Source organism: Pseudomonas sp. CK-NBRI-02 (assembly GCF_008124495.1).
GTDB lineage: Bacteria > Pseudomonadota > Gammaproteobacteria > Pseudomonadales > Pseudomonadaceae > Aquipseudomonas > Aquipseudomonas guariconensis.
Map to the genome: position 1 here is coordinate 56684 of NZ_VSJH01000018.1, position 15981 is coordinate 72664.

Here is a 15981-nt window from a genome sequence, read left to right on the forward strand (position 1 = left end):
TCTCTGCCGGGGCTTCTTCTTACAGCGTGTAGCTTACAGCTTGCCGCTCATTACGCCTGGACCACTGGGATCTTGGCGTTGGCCGCCGCTTCGCGGAACTCGGCGATTTGGTCGAAGCTCAGGTAGCGGTAGACGTCGGCAGCCATGCTGTCGATGTCCTTGGCGTACTGCAGGTACTCTTCAACGGTCGGCAGCTTGCCGAGGATCGAGGCAACTGCGGCCAGCTCGGCCGAAGCCAGGTAGACGTTGGTGGCGTCGCCCAGACGGTTCGGGAAGTTACGGGTCGAGGTGGAGACCACGGTCGAACCGGTCTGTACACGTGCCTGGTTACCCATGCACAGCGAGCAGCCTGGCATTTCCATGCGCGCACCGGCTTTGCCGTAGATGCCGTAGTAGCCTTCCTCGGTCAGCTGGTGGGCGTCCATCTTGGTTGGCGGGGCCAGCCACAGACGGGTTGGAATGCCACCCTTGACCTTGTCCAGCAGCTTGCCTGCAGCGCGGAAGTGACCGATGTTGGTCATGCACGAACCGATGAACACTTCGTCGATCTTGTCGCCGGCGACGGTCGACAGCAGACGGGCGTCGTCCGGGTCGTTCGGCGCGCAGAGCACTGGCTCCTTGACGTCGGCCAGGTCGATCTCGATGACCGCAGCGTACTCGGCGTCGGCATCGGCGGACAGCAGCTGAGGCTTGGCCAGCCAGGCCTCCATCGCCTGCGCGCGGCGCTCCAGGGTACGGGCATCACCGTAGCCTTCGCTGATCATCCAGCGCAGCAGGGTGATGTTGGACTTCAGGTACTCGGCGATCGACTCTTCCGGCAGTTTGATGGTGCAACCGGCGGCGGAACGCTCGGCCGAGGCGTCGGACAGCTCGAAGGCTTGTTCGACGGTCAGCTCATTGAGGCCTTCGATCTCCAGGATGCGACCGGAGAAGATGTTCTTCTTGCCCTTCTTCTCGACAGTCAGCAGGCCCTGCTGGATGGCGTAGTAAGGGATGGCGTGGACCAGGTCACGCAGGGTGATGCCAGGCTGCAGCTTGCCCTTGAAGCGAACCAGTACCGACTCTGGCATGTCCAGCGGCATGACGCCGGTGGCAGCGGCGAAGGCGACCAGGCCGGAACCGGCCGGGAAGGAAATGCCGATCGGGAAGCGGGTGTGCGAGTCGCCACCGGTGCCGACGGTGTCAGGCAGCAGCATGCGGTTCAGCCAGCTGTGGATGATGCCGTCGCCTGGACGCAGGGACACGCCGCCACGGGTACGGATGAAATCCGGCAGGGTGTGGTGGGTGTTGACGTCGATCGGCTTCGGATAGGCCGCGGTGTGGCAGAACGACTGCATGACCAGATCGGCGGAGAAGCCCAGGCAGGCGAGGTCTTTGAGCTCGTCGCGGGTCATCGGGCCGGTGGTGTCCTGGGAACCGACGGTGGTCATCTTCGGCTCGCAGTAGGCACCTGGACGCACGCCCTGGCCTTCTGGCAGACCGCAAGCGCGGCCGACCATCTTCTGCGCCAGGGTGAAGCCCTTGCCGGTGTCGGCAGGCTGCTCTGGCTTCTTGAACAGATCCGAAGCGCCCAGGCCCAGTTCGGCACGGGCTTTCTCGGTCAGGCCACGGCCGACGATCAGCGGGATACGGCCGCCAGCGCGGACTTCATCCAGCAGGACTTCGGTTTTCAGCTCGAAGGTGGTGACCAGCTCGTCGCTGCCATGGCGGCGTACTTCACCTTTGAATGGATAGACGTCGATGACGTCGCCCATGGCCAGGTTGGTGCAGTCGAATTCGATCGGCAGGGCGCCGGCGTCTTCCATGGTGTTGTAGAAGATCGGGGCGATCTTGGTGCCGAAGCAGAAGCCGCCGGCGCGCTTGTTCGGCACGTACGGGATGTCGTCGCCGAAGAACCACAGCACCGAGTTGGTGGCCGATTTACGCGAGGAACCGGTACCGACCACGTCACCGACATAGGCGACCGGGAAGCCCTTGGCCTTGACCGCTTCGATCTGGGCCAGTGGGCCGACCGAGCCAGGCTGCTGCGGCTCGATGCCGTCACGGGCCATCTTCAGCATGGCCAGGGCGTGCAGTGGGATGTCAGGGCGCGACCAGGCGTCCGGGGCAGGGGACAGGTCGTCGGTGTTGGTTTCGCCAGGCACCTTGAACACGGTCAGGGTGTACTTGTCGGCGATGGCCGGGCGGGCGGTGAACCATTCGCCGGCAGCCCAGGATTCCAGGACGGCTTTGGCGTGAGCGTTGCCGGCCTTGGCTTTTTCAGCCACATCGTGGAAGGCATCGAACATCAGCAGGGTGTGCTTGAGCTGTTCGGCCGCGACGGCGCCCAGTTCGGCGTCATCCAGCAGCGCGACCAGCGTCTCGATGTTGTAGCCGCCCTGCATGGTGCCCAGCAGCTCGGTGGCATGCTTGCGGTCGATCAGCGGGGATTTGGCTTCGCCCTTGGCGATGGCGGAGAGGAAAGCGGCCTTGACGTAGGCGGCTTCGTCGACTCCTGGGGGAACGCGGTGGGTGATCAGGTCTACGAGGAAGGCTTCTTCGCCGGCCGGCGGGTTTTTCAGCAGCTCGACCAGGCCTGCAGTTTGTTCGGCGTTAAGCGGCTGGGGCACGATGCCCAGGGCGGCACGCTCTTCGATGTGTTTGCGGTAGGCTTCAAGCACAGTTATTACCCTCATCAGTGGTCCCTAAAGGGGAGTCCGGGACGCTCATCCAGCATTCTTTGCACCCATGCGCAATGACGGCTTTGTGGGCCGCCCAGCCAGGGTCGCAGAGAATCCTTACAGAAGCTGCTTTCAAAGTTTTACGCCTGTAGAACGGTGAGCTGATGAGGGCTGGCGCGGGCCATGCACGGTGGCATGCCCCGGCCAACGCTGTTCTACCGGATGAACTGTGCTCGTGACGCTTTGAAAACAGCTTCCAACGGACATTGGTGCCTTGAAAAGGCGGTGTGATTCTACGGGAAAAAAAGGGCGAACGTAAGGCGGCGCATACGACTTTAACGAGTGACCCTGCTTAGACAAAGGGCTAACATTGACGGGTGTTCCACCGCCAGGCTGTTGTCTGTACATGTCCAACCACTCCATCAAAACCCCTTGCGTAGGGCTCTGTTCCACGGTCTATGGCGACCTGGTATGCCGGGGTTGCAAGCGCTTTCATCATGAAGTGATCCACTGGAACGGCTACGACGAGGACGAAAAACGTGCCGTCTGGCAGCGCCTGGAGCAATTGCTGGTGCAGGTGATGATGGCCAAGCTGGAAGTGTTCGACAAACAACGCCTGCGCCAGCAACTGGAGCAACGTTCGATTCGTTTTCTGGCGCACCAGTCCGAGTATTGCTGGGCCTATCAGTTGATCGCCCGCGGCGCGCGCATGATCCGGGACCTGGAAGCCTACGGCATGGCCTTGCTGCCAGAGTTTCGCGACTGGGAGCTGCCGCAGTTGCGCGATGCCATTGACCGGGAGTTTTTCTTGCTTTCCGAAGCGCACTACCAACGCTACATCGCGCCGTCCTTTCTCAAGCAGGCGCTGGGTTAGCCCGCCGACCGCGAGCAGGGGCGCCGCGCAGGCGCCCGTCCAGCGAACTCAGTCGCCGCTGTATTCGCAGCCGCTGGTGCAGGTTTCATGGATGCGGACCTTCGACAGCTCCGGCAGCAGGGGCTTGACCTGGTCCCAGATCCACTTGGCGATCACTTCGCTGGTGGGGTTCTCCAGGCCCGGAATGTCGTTCAGGTAGTTGTGATCCAACTGTTCGTAGATCGGCTTGAAGATCGCCTTGATCTCGGCGAAGTCGCGGATCCAGCCGGTGTGAGGGTCGAGCGGCCCGGTCAGGTGCAGACCGACCTTGAACGAATGGCCATGCAGGCGACCGCACTTATGCCCGGCGGGAACGTTGGGCAGGCGGTGGGCCGATTCGAAAGTAAATTCTTTGAAGATTTCCACGCTTTAGAGACTCTTGAAAACAATGCTGGCGTGCAGTTTATCAGCATGCCCGTTACAAGGCTTGCAGCTGTTCATGCAGCCGCCCGGTGGTGATCAGCTCCAGCAGTTCGTCGCCTAGGCGCCGGCTCTCGGCAATGGCCTTGTACCAGTAACGCTTTCGCGCAGGTGCATCGTCCATGAAGCGTTTGAAGTCGTTGCGGTCTGGCAGCTTGCCGTAGGGCAGAGCGGCCAGGTACTGGGGCGATGGCGTCATCAGCAGCACGTTCTGCAGACGCGTGGCATCGCCGCGGCGCCAAGGCAAGGCTTTATCGAACCAGCCGGGCACCACTTTGTCAGTGAAGTGCGGGTAGAGCACAAGGTCGTCGCCCTGGTAGGGCAGGTCCAGGTGATAGTCGAGCAGGCCGCCGTCGCGGTAGGTGCCGGCGCCTGCGCCGGGAATGTCACGTACGCCTTCCATCACCATGGGGATCGAGCCTGAGGCGAGCAGGGCTTGGCGCAAGTTGGCCAGGTCCAGTGGCAGGCAGCGCGACGGGAAATCGGTCAGGGCGTCCAGCGGCGGCGCGGCACGCCCGTCGTGCAGGATGACCCGCTCGAAGTGCCGCGCCAGGCGCGAGCGGCCCAGCAGGTTGTTGGCGATCACCGAGGACAACCCCATGCCCAGGCGAGCGCGATGGTCGTCGGCGAGCAGGCCGTGGCTTTTGACCACCATGATGTTCAGGCGGTAATGCGGGTTGGCGAGTATCTGCCCATCGCGGCCTTGCAGCAGTTCATCGAGCATGCGCGTGCAGCTCTGGCTGACTTCGGTCGGCGTCACGCCTTTGGCAAAATTTTGCTCGGTGTACAACTCACCCAGGCGGCGCAGGCCATCGACGGGGTCGCTCAGGCAAGCACTGGCGAAGCGCCAGGCACCGATCGAGGCACCGATCAGTGCGCGTTGGCGCGGGGCCGAGGGCAGCCACTCACCAAACAGCGCCAGGTCCAGCCCTTGGATGCCCAGTGGCTTGGGGCCACCAGCGGCGCCTGGCAATACGCCCACATCGGCTGCCCGCAGGCCGCGCTCGCGGATCTGGCGCAAGGCGCGTTGGCCTGCCTTGAAGGTCAGGGCGGGGTACTTGATGTGGATGGCGCTCATGACAGATCTCGCAGGCAACAAGCGGGTGATTATAAAGGGGATTGTCTGTATCGGCCTTTTCGCAGGCAAGCACGCGCCCACAGGTGTGGTCTGCGGGAGCGGGTTTACCCGCGAAATGGGAGACAAAGCTGCGCTATCATGCGGCCAGCTGTTTTCAGGTTGGATTAAGGACCGCGGGGTAATCTTAACCCCGTAGACAACTTGCTGATCTCGATGGAGAGAGAACCCATGAAAACTTTGACTGCCCTGTTCACTGCCGCCGCCCTCGCTTTCGGTGCCAATGCTGCCTTCGCCAAGGACGTTCAGCCCGATGAAGTGGTGAAGCTGGTCAATGCCAAGACCATCAAGTCCCTGGACGAGCTCAAGGCTGCCGCCGTAGCCAAGCACCCGGGTGCCACCGTGACCGACTCCGAGCTTGAGAACGAGTACGGCCGCTACATCTACAAAGTCGAGCTGCGCGACACCCAGAACGTCGAATGGGACGTGGACCTGGACGCCAAGACCGGTGAAGTCCTCAAGGACGAACGAGACAACTGATGAGTGATCTACCGCGAACGGCGCGCTACCTGGCCCTGGCCCTGATGGCCGCCTGTTCGCTGGCCGGTGCTAGAGATCTGGACCAGGATGAAGCCCTCGAACTGCGTCAGAAGGGCATCATCCTGCCATTGGAACACCTGCTCGAATCCGCCCTGGGACGTTATCCCGGGGCGCGTTTGCTGGAGGCGGAGCTCGAAGAGAAACATGACCGATACGCCTACGAGGTCGAGTTGCTGACCCCGGCCGGCGTGGTACGGGAGGTCAAGCTCGATGCCCGCACCGGTGAGCTGCTCAAAGACGAGGAAGACGACTGAATGCGCCTGCTGCTTGTCGAGGACAATGTCCCCCTGGCCGACGAATTGATCGCCGGCTTGCAGCGCCAGGGGTATGCCGTGGACTGGCTGGCCGATGGCCGTGACGCGGTGTACCAGGGCCAGAGCGAACCTTACGATCTGATCATCCTTGACCTGGGGCTGCCCGGCCTGCCGGGGCTCGAGGTACTGAGCCAGTGGCGCACCGCCAACCTGGCCACGCCGGTGCTGATCCTCACCGCGCGCGGCTCCTGGGCTGAACGTATCGAAGGGCTCAAGGCCGGCGCCGATGACTATCTGACCAAACCTTTCCACCCCGAGGAGCTGCAACTGCGTATCCAGTCGTTGTTGCGTCGTGCCCGGGGGCTGGCCAATCAGCCGACGCTGGAGGCCGCTGGCCTGCACCTGGATGAAGGCCGTCAATGTGTGATCCGCGAAGGTGTCTACATTCAACTGACCGCTGCGGAGTTTCGCTTGTTGCGCTACTTCATGCTGCACCCGCAACAGGTGTTGTCCAAGAGTCACTTGGCCGAGCACTTGTATGACGGCGAGACCGAGCGCGACTCCAACGTGCTGGAAGTGCATGTCAACCACCTGCGTCGCAAGCTGGGTCGCAGCGTGATCGAGACCCGCCGCGGCCAGGGTTACGTGTATGCCGGGAGCGCGGCGTGAGGTCGATCCAGGCACGCTTGAGCCTGGGTCTGGTGGCCGTGCTGGTGGTGGTCGGCCTGGTCCTGGCCCAGCTGAGTCTGTGGCTGTTCGAGGTCGGCTTGCAGCGTTACCTGGAGGCCGGCCTGCGCAAGGAGAGCGAAAACCTGCTGGTGGCCCTGGTTCGCGGGCCGTCAGGGCTGCAGCTGGACGAGCGACGCATATCGGCGGCCTATCAGCGCCCTTTTTCGGGCTATTACTTTCGCATCGACTTCGACCAAGGCACGTGGCGCTCACGCTCGCTATGGGACTTGGACATGCCCAAGCCTGCGGCTGCGGGGCTCGAGGATGGCCTTGAGCTAGGGCCGGAGGGTCAGCAATTGTTGACCCTGCGTGCAGACTACCGACGCCTGGGCCAGGACATCTCGATCAGCGTGGCCCAGGATTACTCCCCGGTGCGCGAGGGCTTCAGGCGCATGCAACAGATCGGTCTTGGCATGGGGCTGGTGGCGTTGGTGTTGGTGCTGGTGCTGCAGCGCCTGACCGTGACCCGCTCGCTACGCCCGCTGGAGCGGGCACGCCAGCAGATCGCTCAGTTGCAGCAAGGCCAGCGCTCCCAGCTCGATGCCCAAGTGCCCAGTGAGCTGCAACCTTTGGTGGACCAGATCAACCACCTGCTGGCGCACACCGAGGACAGCCTGCGCCGCTCGCGTAACGCCTTGGGTAATCTCGGCCATGCCCTGAAGACGCCGCTGGCGGTCCTGCTGAGCCTGGCGGCCAGTGAACGCCTGAAGGGCTTGCCGGACGTACGTGAGCAACTGCGCGAGCAACTCGAGCAGATCCAGCAACGCCTGGCCCGTGAACTCAACCGTGCGCGTCTGGCCGGCGACGCGCTGCCCGGTGCGCAGTTCGACTGTGACACCGAGCTGCCGGGCTTGCTCGGCACCCTGGGCATGATCCATGGCGAAGGGCTGCTGCTCGAGCGCGACGTGCCACCGGGACTGTTGTTGCCATGGGACCGCGAGGATCTACTGGAACTGCTCGGCAACCTGCTGGACAACGCCTGCAAATGGGCCGACAGCGAGGTGCGCCTGGGTATCGCGCCGACGGTCGAGGGTTATCAGCTGTGGGTCGACGATGACGGCCCTGGCATTCCCGAAGCCGCGCGTCTGCAGGTTCTGGAGCGGGGCTCGCGCTTGGATGAGCAGGTCGATGGGCATGGCCTGGGCCTGGGTATCGTGCGCGATATCGTCGAGGCTTGGGGCGGGACGTTGGCGCTGCTGGAAAGCCCGTTGGGCGGTTTGCGGGTGAGTATCGCGCTGCCGCGCAAGGGGCGTTGAAGGCGCCACGGGCAGCACCTCGATTGGTTCACTGTGGGGTCTGCCACGACCCATCGCAGGCTTCGCCAGCGCCCATGAGGACCACCGTCAGCCCTGTATTGGCCGGTAAATCCACTTCCACGAGGCCACCGTAACGCCTGGCACTGCAAAAAAATTGCAGTACAGCGGCACTTTTTTGAATTGGCCCGCTTGCTATCACACCCGGCACAATCGCCGCGATGAAACTTCGTGTTTCCATCTCCAGGGACGGAGCCATTAAGCTATTGCATTGGCAATACAAGCCCAGGCCCGTTCGGCTGGGCTTTCTTTTCAAATCAAGAAGAACACGATCGACTGCCCTGATGTCTGCCTCGCGTCCCGAAAACCGTCTGCAGCGCTTATTGCCTGCGCACCTGAACATCCCTCCCAAAGAATGGTTGCGTGCTGGCCTTGGCGCGCTGCTTGGCCTGCTGCTTGCCGGAACCCTCGTCAGTCTGGCCTATGGTCCCTTGGTCGCCCTGCACCTGCTCGGCCCCCTGGCCGCCTCGGCAGTGCTGGTGTTCGCGGTGCATTCCGGGCCGTTGGCCCAGCCGTGGCCGGTGCTGGGCAGCTATGCCGTGGCCTGTATCGTGGGTTTGGTGATGCGTCATTACCTGGGCACTGAACTGTGGGTCGCAGCCAGCGCCCTGGGCCTGTCGATCGTGATGATGTGCCTGTTACGCTGCCTGCACCCTCCAGGTGGCGGGGTGGCGGTAGGTGCCGTGCTGGCGGACCCGGGGCTGACGGCGCTGGGCAACCATCTGCTCGAGCCGATCGTGCTCGATGCTTTGATCCTGATTGTCGTGGCGGTGCTCTACAACCGTCTCACCGGCGTGCGCTACCCCAAGGGCCCGTTGCCGCGCAAAGACCTGCACCACACCCACGATCCGCTGCCCAGCGAGCGGGTCGGGGTGAACAGCGAAGACCTGGATGTCGCCTTGGAAGAATTGGGCGAGTTCGTCGATGTTACGCGCGATGAGCTCGAGCGCATCATCCTGGCCACCGAGCAGCATGCCCTGCAACGCAGCCTGGGCGGTATCACCGCGGCCTCGGTGATGTCCCGTGACGTGCAGTTCGCGTCGCCGGCCACCACCTTGGAGCAGGCCTGGAAGATGCTTGCCAACCACCAGCTCAAGACCCTGCCTGTACTGGAAGGAGGGCGTTTGGTGGGCATTGTCAGCCTCAGCGACCTGGTCGGCCCGGCCATGGCCCGAGCACGTTTCAGTTGGCGTGGGCTGTTCCGTCGCCCGGTGGTGCGTATGGAGCAGGTGATGAGCCGCCGGGTCATCAGTGTCAGCAGCCAGCATCCGCTCGATCGCCTGTTGCCATTGCTCAGCGAGCAGGGCCTGCATTGCCTGCCGGTGCTCGAGGATGACAAGTTGGTCGGCGTGATCACCCAGACCGATCTTATCGCCGGGCTCAAGCGGCACCTGCTCAACGCCGCCGCGCAACGTTCAGATAATCGGGTCCCAGCGCTGTGACCAATCGCTATCGCCGGTGGCCACCAGCCGGCGCAGCACATTGAAGGCTTGCTGCAAGGCCTCGCTGTCGCGCTTGCGGGCGTAGACAAGAAAGGTCGGGTAGGTGAATTCCGGCGCCTGTGGAACCCGCTCGACCACGCCATTTTCCAGATAGGCCTGCACCACCCGCGTCCGGAAATAGCCGCTACCCCCTTGCTCGAGGATGAACTGTAACGCCAAGGGGCCCAGGTTGAAGCTCAGCGCCGGGCGTGCGCAGTCGGGCAGGGCGGCATCATGCTGGCGACGGAAGGCCTCGCCCCAGTCGATGTAGATATAGGGCTCGGGTTGACCGACCCGGCGTACGCGGATCAGCTTTTCCTCCATCAATTGCTCCACCTGCAGCCCCGGGCCGTAGGTCGGCTGGTACACCAGCGCGGCATCGAGCAGGCCCATTTCCACCTTGCGCAGCAACGACTCGCCATCGCTCACCTCGCTGCGGATGGCGTGGCTGGGCAATTCCCGGTGCAGGGCGCTGACCCAGGCGAGCATCATCGGGTTGGCCAGGCTCACCTCGCCCCCCACGTGCAGCACTTGCTGGCACCCTTGGGGCAGCGGCAGGTCGCGGCGGGCGGCCTCCCAGGTCTGCACCATCTGGTTTGCGTAGATGATGAACGCCTCGCCGTCGCTGGTGAGGGTTGCGCCGTTGCGGCTGCGGATGAACAACTGGCAGCCCAGTTGCTGCTCGAGGCGTTGTACCCGCGCGCTGATGGCCGTCTGCGATACGAACAGGCGTTCGGCGGCGGCGACGAGGCTGCCGCAGCGCACGATTTCCAGGAAGGTACGGGCCTGGTCGATATCCATTGAAACGGCTCTTTGGCTCACGAGAAGCCCTATTCTAGGCCTCGTGCTGTAGCGGGGCGACAACCCCGTGCAATCTTGCATATCGGTTGCGACTTAAGTCCGATGGCGGGCGCGGGGTACCGGTCCATACTCGGGGTTCGCCCTTCAATAACAACAAGTACCGGGTTGCAAATCGCCATGACCTACCAGCACAGCTACGCCCACTCCATCGCCGACCCCGCTGCCTTCTGGGCCGAACAGGCCGAACACCTGGCCTGGCATCGCAAGCCTTCGCTGACCCTGCAGGAGAACCCCGACGGCACCCACCGTTGGTTCGCTGATGGCCGCCTGAACAGCTGCCACTTGGCCCTGGACCATCAGATCGAGCAGGGCCGCGGCGACCAGCTGGCGTTGATCTACGACTCGCCGGTGACCGGCGTGCAACAGACCTTCACCTACCACCAGTTGCGAGATGAAGTGGCCCGCCTGGCCGGCCTGCTGCGGCAGCTGGGCGTGGGCAAGGGCGATGGGGTGATCATCTACATGCCCATGGTGCCCCAGGCCGCCATGGCCATGCTGGCCTGCGCGCGAATCGGTGCCGTGCACTCGGTGGTGTTCGGCGGCTTTGCCGCCAACGAACTGGCCCTGCGCATCGATGACGCCCGACCCACGCTGCTGCTCACCGCCTCCTGCGGCCTGGAGTTCGACCGGGTGATCGAATACAAGCCGCTGGTCGATCGCGCCTTGCAACTGGCCAGGCATCAGCCGCGTCATGTCCTGGTGCTGCAACGCCCGCAGGCCCACGCCACCCTGCAGTCGGGGCGCGATCTGGACTGGCAGCAGGCGCAGGCCGGTGTCGACCCGGTGCCCTCGGTGGAGCTGGAGGCGGGTGATCCGCTCTACATCATGTACACCTCCGGCACCACCGGAAAACCCAAAGGCATCGTGCGCGAGAACGGCGGTAACGCAGTCGCCCTGTGCTATGCCATGCGGCATATCTACGGTATGCAGGCTGGGGACGTGTGGTGGGGCATTTCGGACGTGGGTTGGGTGGTCGGGCATTCGCTGATCGTCTATGGGCCGTTGATGAATGGCTGCACCACAGTGTTCTACGAAGGCAAGCCCATTCGCACCCCGGACGCCTCGGCCTATTGGCGCGTGGTGGAGCAGTACCAGGTCAATGGCCTGTTCTGCGCCCCCACCGCCATGCGGGCGATCCGCAAGGAAGACCCGGACGGAGCGCTGATCCGTCGTCATGATTTGAGCTCGCTGCGCCAGTTGTTCCTGGCCGGCGAGAAACTGGATTCGAGCACCCATCAATGGCTGGAGCGGGTCAGCGGCAAACCGGTGCATGACCATTGGTGGCAGACCGAGACGGGCTGGCCGGTCACCGCGCCCTGCGTCGGCCTGGAGGGCAGCGCGGCGCGGCCAGGCTCGAGCAATCGTGCGGTGCCGGGGTACAACGTGCAGGTGCTCGATGACGAGGGCCGACTGTTGGGGCCGAACGAGCAGGGCGCGATCGTCATTGCCTTGCCCTTGCCGCCCGGTTGCAGCCAGACCCTTTGGGGTGATCACGAGCGTTACCTGCAGGCTTACCTGCACCCACACCCGGGTTACTACCACACCGGTGACGGCGGTTACCTGGACGATGACGGCTTTGTCTACATCATGGGGCGCACTGACGATGTCATAAACGTCTCGGGCCATCGCCTGTCCACGGGTGAAATGGAAGACCTGGTCGCCCGCCATCCGGCGGTGGCCGAATGCGCAGTGATCGGCGTTCATGACGAGATCAAGGGCCAGGTACCGCTGGCGCTGGTAGTGCTCAAGGACGGCGATGGGATCGGCGAGCAGCAGTTGCAGGCAGAGCTGGTGGCCAGCGTGCGCGAGCACATTGGCGCCTTGGCGTGTTTCAACCGCGTGCGTCTGGTCAAGCGCCTGCCCAAGACCCGTTCGGGCAAGATCCTGCGCGCGGTGCTGCGCAAGATCGCCGATGGCCAGGACTACGTGCCGCCTTCGACGCTGGACGATCCGGCGGTGCTCGTTGAAATCGAAGGGGTATTGGCGGATCTGCCCAGGGCGAGTTGACTGGGCAGTGCGAAGCGTGCGCTCAGTCAGGCCCGACCTGATGCAGTTGCCCCAGGCGGCTGCGGGTACGCATCAGGTCGGCGAGTGAGCCGCCCAGGCTCTCTGCCAGCGGCCGCGTGCCGATCACTGTCACGGTCTTGTCCTGGTCGTACAGCACGTCCACCAGATTGACGAAGCGTTGCTGCGCGGCCAGCGAGCATTCGGACAGGTCGTCCAGCCCGTCGATGATCCACGCGTCGAATCGTTCGGCCAACGCCAGATAGTCGATTACCGCTGTGGCCTGTTCGCACAGGTCGGCAAAGGCGAACATCACCGCTCGTCCCTGGCTGGCCAGGGCGCGCAGGTTGCGTTTGTTCACCTCCAGCAGGACTGGCTGCGCGACCGGAAGCGCCAGGCTCTGGCGCTGGTTGGCATCGCCAGGCCACAGGTAATGCCCTTGGGTGAAGCGCTGATGCGCGCGGTTCGCCGGCAGGCTGCGAAAGTCCGTGTCACCGCCGACTTCCAGCACCTGCATGCGGCTGTGGATCAGGCGGATCACCGGCAGGAAGCGCTCGTGATACAGCGGGTTGGGCAGCAGCCCCTCGGGGGCGTAATTGGAGGTCACCAGCAGGCACACGCCGCGGTCGAACAGAGCGTTGAACAGGCGGGTGAGGAGCATGGCATCGCCGATGTCATGGACATGGAATTCATCGAAACACAGCACTTGGCAGTGATCGAGCAGTTCGTCCAGCGTTGCGCCCAAGGCATCATTCAGCGCTCGGTTGCGGTGCATGCCCTGGTGCAGGCGGGCGAAGAAATCGTGAAAGTGCAGGCGGCGCTTTGCCTCGACCGGCACGGCCTGGAAGAACCCGTCGAGCAGCCAACTCTTGCCACGCCCCACCGAGCCATGCAGGTAGAGACTGCGCGCCTGGCCTTGTTCCAGCAGGGCCAGTTGTTCGGCCATGGCCTGGATGACGCGACGTTGCCCGTCGCTCAGCTGGTAGCCGCGGCTGTCGGCCTTGTCCTGAAAGAACGCCAGGAGTCTGTTGTCAGTGGGCGACTCGTTGCGCAAGCGCTGCTTGAAATGACGTAGCGGCATCGGAAGCCAGGCGGACACGTGCGGGTTCCTCGTTGCGAAGGCGGGCAGGGCAGCTTGCAGGAGGCTGGCGCTGTGAGCAATCGAGAATATGCCTAGGGATGATCGTGAAATGCGATGGGTCTAGGCGCTGGAGGCGTTGGAAACTGCGATAAATAAACAAAGCTTATTTGTGAAATACGATAAATCGATTTTTCTTATCCAGTGCAAATTGCTTCCATGCGCTCATGCATCACTCCTTCACAAAAACAAAACCGCCGGAGAAGATCATGACCAAAGCCGAAGCCCTCCCGCTCGCCCCGCCAGCCCTGGGTGAGCCCTACCTGCTGACGCCAGGCCCGCTTACCACCTCCAAGGCCACCAAAGAGGCCATGCTGCGCGACTGGGGCTCATGGGACGGTGATTTCAATCGGGTCACGGCCGAGGTTCGTCAGCAACTGTTGAGCATGGCCGGCGTGGAGGATGACAGCTTCGCCTGCGTCCCGCTGCAAGGCAGCGGCAGTTATTCGGTCGAGGCGGCCCTGGCCACGGCCATCCCCAAGAACGGCAAGGCCCTGGTCCTGATGAATGGTGCCTACGGCCAGCGCGCCAGCAAGACCCTCGAATACCTCGAGCGCGCCTACATCACCCTGGACAAGGGCGACTACCTGCCGCCCCAGCCGGATGAAGTCGATGCGCTGCTCAAGGCCAACCCGGACGTCACCAACGTCTTCATCGTCCACTGCGAGACCAGCTCCGGCATCCTCAACCCGCTGCGCGCCATCGCCGACGTGGTCAAGGCCCATGGCAAGAGCCTGATCGTCGATGCCATGAGTTCCTTCGGCGCCGTGCCCCTGACCGTTCAGGACATCGCCTTCGATGTGCTGGTCTCGTCTGCCAACAAATGCATCGAAGGCATCCCGGGGTTCGGTTTCGTGATTATCCGTCGCAGTGTGCTGGAGGCCGCCAAGGGCCGCGCCAACTCCCTGAGTCTGGACTTGTTCGAGCAGTGGGCCTACATGGAGCGCACCGGACAATGGCGCTTCACTCCGCCGACCCACAGCGTGGTGGCCTTCCACAAGGCCTTGGAGCAGCACCGTGCCGAAGGTGGCGTGGCGGGCCGGCAGGCGCGCTACACGCGCAATCGCGATGTGCTGGTGGCCGGCATGCGCGAGCTAGGCTTCAAGACCTTGCTTGAAGACTGCTGGCTGTCGCCGATCATCACCACGTTCTTCAGCCCTGAGCATCCGAATTTCGACTTCAAGCGTTTCTACGACGAACTCAAGGCCCGCCAGTTCATCATCTACCCCGGCAAGCTGACCGTGGCCGAAAGCTTCCGCATCGGCTGCATCGGCCAGATCGACGAACACATCGTTCACCAACTGCTGCGTGCCATCGCCGACGCTCTTCTGGCGATGGGCGTGGACATGCAACGTCCAGCTGCCTGAGTCGGCCCTGTCGAGGCGGCACGCTTAGCTGCCTCGACGCTTTCCCATACCGTTGACCTGGATTCCTTGCGCGGATCTTGGGTGCCTGTTAGCGATTTCCGGAGCCACCACGATGCACTACGAACAGCCTTCCTCGTTGCAAGCCGCGATTCTCGACTGGGCCGGTACCGTCGTCGATTTCGGCTCGTTCGCGCCCACCCAGATCTTCGTCGAAGCCTTCGCCGAATTCGGTGTGAGCGTTTCCCTGGACGAAGCCCGTGGCCCGATGGGCATGGGCAAGTGGGATCACATCCGTACCCTGTGCGATGTGCCCGAGATTGCCGAGCGCTACCGCAAGGTGTTCGGTCGTACACCTACCGACGACGACGTCACAGCCATCTACGAGCGCTTCATGCCCCTGCAGATCGAGAAGATCGCCGTGCATTCGGCGCTGATCCCAGGTGCCCTTGAGGCCATCGCAGCGGTGCGTGACAAGGGGCTCAAGATCGGCTCCTGTTCCGGCTACCCGAAAGTGGTGATGGACAAGGTAGTGGAACTGGCCAAGCACAACGGTTATGTCGCCGATCATGTGGTGGCCACTGACGAAACACCCAATGGCCGACCATGGCCCGCCCAGGCTCTGGCCAACGTGATTGCCTTGGGCATCGATGACGTCGCCGCCTGCGTCAAGGTCGACGACACCTGGCCGGGCATCCTCGAAGGCCGTCGCGCCGGCATGTGGACCGTAGCCCTTACCTGCTCGGGCAATGCCCTGGGCCTGTCCTACCAGGCCTACAAGTCGTTGCCGGCGGCCAAACTGGCCGAGGAGCGCGCGCGCATCGTCAAGATGTTCGAGCCGTCCCGTCCACACTACCTGATCGACACCATCGCCGATTTGCCAGGGGTGATCGACGACATCAACCAGCGTCTGGCCCGGGGTGAAACACCGCAAGCCTATTGAGCGGCGCACAACTACACCACACTCACAACCCCTACGAGCTAGAGCCAGGAGACACACCATGCGTTACGCACATCCGGGTACCGAAGGCGCGAAAATTTCCTTCAAGAGCCGCTACGGCAACTACATCGGCGGTGAGTTCGTTCCTCCGGTCAAGGGTGAATACTTCACCAACACCTCTCCGGTGAACGGCCAGCCGATCGCCGAATTCCCACGCACCACTGCCGAA

The 15981-nt window shown here is 63.3% G+C and carries 14 protein-coding genes and 1 pseudogene; 10 read left to right on the forward strand and 5 right to left on the reverse strand.

The annotated features are described in order from the left end of the window. Nucleotides 1–50: 50 nt before the first annotated feature. Nucleotides 51–2660, reverse strand: a complete 2610-nt coding sequence (gene acnB / locus DQ397_RS14765) for a bifunctional aconitate hydratase 2/2-methylisocitrate dehydratase (RefSeq protein WP_043213992.1) — start codon at nucleotides 2658–2660, stop codon at nucleotides 51–53. 406 nt (nucleotides 2661–3066) lie between these two features. Here acnB and DQ397_RS14770 point away from each other — a divergent pair, with 406 nt between their 5' ends. Next, nucleotides 3067–3534 carry a DUF1289 domain-containing protein gene (locus tag DQ397_RS14770; protein WP_043213991.1) on the forward strand — a complete coding sequence of 156 codons (468 nt, stop codon included), beginning with the start codon at nucleotides 3067–3069 and terminating at the stop codon, nucleotides 3532–3534. Between the two features lie 48 nt (nucleotides 3535–3582). Here the strand turns inward: DQ397_RS14770 and queD are convergent, their stop codons facing one another. Together queD and DQ397_RS14780 are read right to left on the reverse strand one after the other, a co-directional pair. Further along, entirely contained in the window at nucleotides 3583–3939 is a 357-nt protein-coding gene (queD, locus tag DQ397_RS14775; protein ID WP_043213989.1) for a 6-carboxytetrahydropterin synthase QueD, read from the reverse strand. A 52-nt stretch (nucleotides 3940–3991) separates the two neighbouring features. Further along, nucleotides 3992–5071 (reverse strand): hypothetical protein, encoded by a 1080-nt coding sequence (locus tag DQ397_RS14780; RefSeq protein ID WP_043213988.1) that lies wholly within the window; start codon nucleotides 5069–5071, stop codon nucleotides 3992–3994. 228 nt (nucleotides 5072–5299) lie between these two features. Between DQ397_RS14780 and DQ397_RS14785 the strand changes: the two genes are divergently transcribed. From DQ397_RS14785 to DQ397_RS14805, 5 genes are all read left to right on the forward strand, one after another. Further along, nucleotides 5300–5608, forward strand: a complete 309-nt coding sequence (locus tag DQ397_RS14785) for a PepSY domain-containing protein (protein WP_043213984.1) — start codon at nucleotides 5300–5302, stop codon at nucleotides 5606–5608. After that, nucleotides 5608–5922, forward strand: coding sequence for a PepSY domain-containing protein (locus tag DQ397_RS14790; protein WP_043213981.1), 315 nt, complete (start codon nucleotides 5608–5610; stop codon nucleotides 5920–5922). The genes DQ397_RS14785 and DQ397_RS14790 overlap by 1 nt, the downstream gene beginning before the upstream one ends. After that, complete coding sequence (locus DQ397_RS14795) at nucleotides 5923–6591, forward strand: response regulator transcription factor (protein ID WP_043213979.1); 669 nt, start codon at nucleotides 5923–5925, stop codon at nucleotides 6589–6591. It begins immediately after the preceding gene. Continuing rightward, on the forward strand, nucleotides 6588–7907 hold the full coding sequence (locus DQ397_RS14800; protein ID WP_043213977.1) for a sensor histidine kinase: 1320 nt from the start codon (nucleotides 6588–6590) through the stop codon (nucleotides 7905–7907). The genes DQ397_RS14795 and DQ397_RS14800 overlap by 4 nt, the downstream gene beginning before the upstream one ends. A gap of 341 nt (nucleotides 7908–8248) precedes the next feature. After that, nucleotides 8249–9406, forward strand: a complete 1158-nt coding sequence (locus DQ397_RS14805) for an HPP family protein (RefSeq protein ID WP_043213975.1) — start codon at nucleotides 8249–8251, stop codon at nucleotides 9404–9406. On the opposite strand, the gene DQ397_RS14810 is transcribed toward DQ397_RS14805, so the two are convergent. After that, entirely contained in the window at nucleotides 9380–10246 is an 867-nt protein-coding gene (locus tag DQ397_RS14810; protein ID WP_043213973.1) for a LysR family transcriptional regulator, read from the reverse strand. The two genes, DQ397_RS14805 and DQ397_RS14810, sit on opposite strands and share 27 nt — an antisense overlap. Nucleotides 10247–10423: 177 nt before the next feature. On the opposite strand from DQ397_RS14810, the gene DQ397_RS14815 reads away from it, so the two are divergent. Next, nucleotides 10424–12313, forward strand: a complete 1890-nt coding sequence (locus DQ397_RS14815; protein ID WP_043214020.1) for a propionyl-CoA synthetase — start codon at nucleotides 10424–10426, stop codon at nucleotides 12311–12313. 22 nt (nucleotides 12314–12335) lie between these two features. Here the strand turns inward: DQ397_RS14815 and zapE are convergent, their stop codons facing one another. Next, complete coding sequence (gene zapE / locus DQ397_RS14820) at nucleotides 12336–13409, reverse strand: cell division protein ZapE (protein WP_043213971.1); 1074 nt, start codon at nucleotides 13407–13409, stop codon at nucleotides 12336–12338. Between the two features lie 248 nt (nucleotides 13410–13657). On the opposite strand from zapE, the gene DQ397_RS14825 reads away from it, so the two are divergent. The 3 genes and pseudogenes from DQ397_RS14825 to DQ397_RS14835 form a co-directional block, all read left to right on the forward strand. Further along, nucleotides 13658–14815 (forward strand): 2-aminoethylphosphonate--pyruvate transaminase, encoded by a 1158-nt coding sequence (locus DQ397_RS14825; RefSeq protein ID WP_043213969.1) that lies wholly within the window; start codon nucleotides 13658–13660, stop codon nucleotides 14813–14815. Nucleotides 14816–14927: 112 nt separating this feature from the next. Next, on the forward strand, nucleotides 14928–15755 hold the full coding sequence (gene phnX / locus DQ397_RS14830) for a phosphonoacetaldehyde hydrolase (RefSeq protein ID WP_043213968.1): 828 nt from the start codon (nucleotides 14928–14930) through the stop codon (nucleotides 15753–15755). A 58-nt stretch (nucleotides 15756–15813) separates the two neighbouring features. Then, nucleotides 15814–15981, forward strand: a pseudogene (locus DQ397_RS14835) (aldehyde dehydrogenase); the annotation flags it as partial.

Excerpts from the sequence above, each read along its gene's own strand:
- DQ397_RS14795 (WP_043213979.1), top strand. The coding sequence starts at position 5,923 with ATGCGCCTGCTGCTTGTCGAGGACAATGTCCCCCTGGCCGACGAATTG.
- DQ397_RS14825 (WP_043213969.1), top strand. The coding sequence starts at position 13,658 with ATGACCAAAGCCGAAGCCCTCCCGCTCGCCCCGCCAGCCCTGGGTGAG.
- DQ397_RS14785 (WP_043213984.1), top strand. The coding sequence starts at position 5,300 with ATGAAAACTTTGACTGCCCTGTTCACTGCCGCCGCCCTCGCTTTCGGT.
- DQ397_RS14810 (WP_043213973.1), bottom strand. The coding sequence starts at position 10,246 with ATGGATATCGACCAGGCCCGTACCTTCCTGGAAATCGTGCGCTGCGGC.
- DQ397_RS14770 (WP_043213991.1), top strand. The coding sequence starts at position 3,067 with ATGTCCAACCACTCCATCAAAACCCCTTGCGTAGGGCTCTGTTCCACG.
- DQ397_RS14805 (WP_043213975.1), top strand. The coding sequence starts at position 8,249 with ATGTCTGCCTCGCGTCCCGAAAACCGTCTGCAGCGCTTATTGCCTGCG.
- phnX (WP_043213968.1), top strand. The coding sequence starts at position 14,928 with ATGCACTACGAACAGCCTTCCTCGTTGCAAGCCGCGATTCTCGACTGG.
- DQ397_RS14815 (WP_043214020.1), top strand. The coding sequence starts at position 10,424 with ATGACCTACCAGCACAGCTACGCCCACTCCATCGCCGACCCCGCTGCC.
- DQ397_RS14780 (WP_043213988.1), bottom strand. The coding sequence starts at position 5,071 with ATGAGCGCCATCCACATCAAGTACCCCGCCCTGACCTTCAAGGCAGGC.
- DQ397_RS14790 (WP_043213981.1), top strand. The coding sequence starts at position 5,608 with ATGAGTGATCTACCGCGAACGGCGCGCTACCTGGCCCTGGCCCTGATG.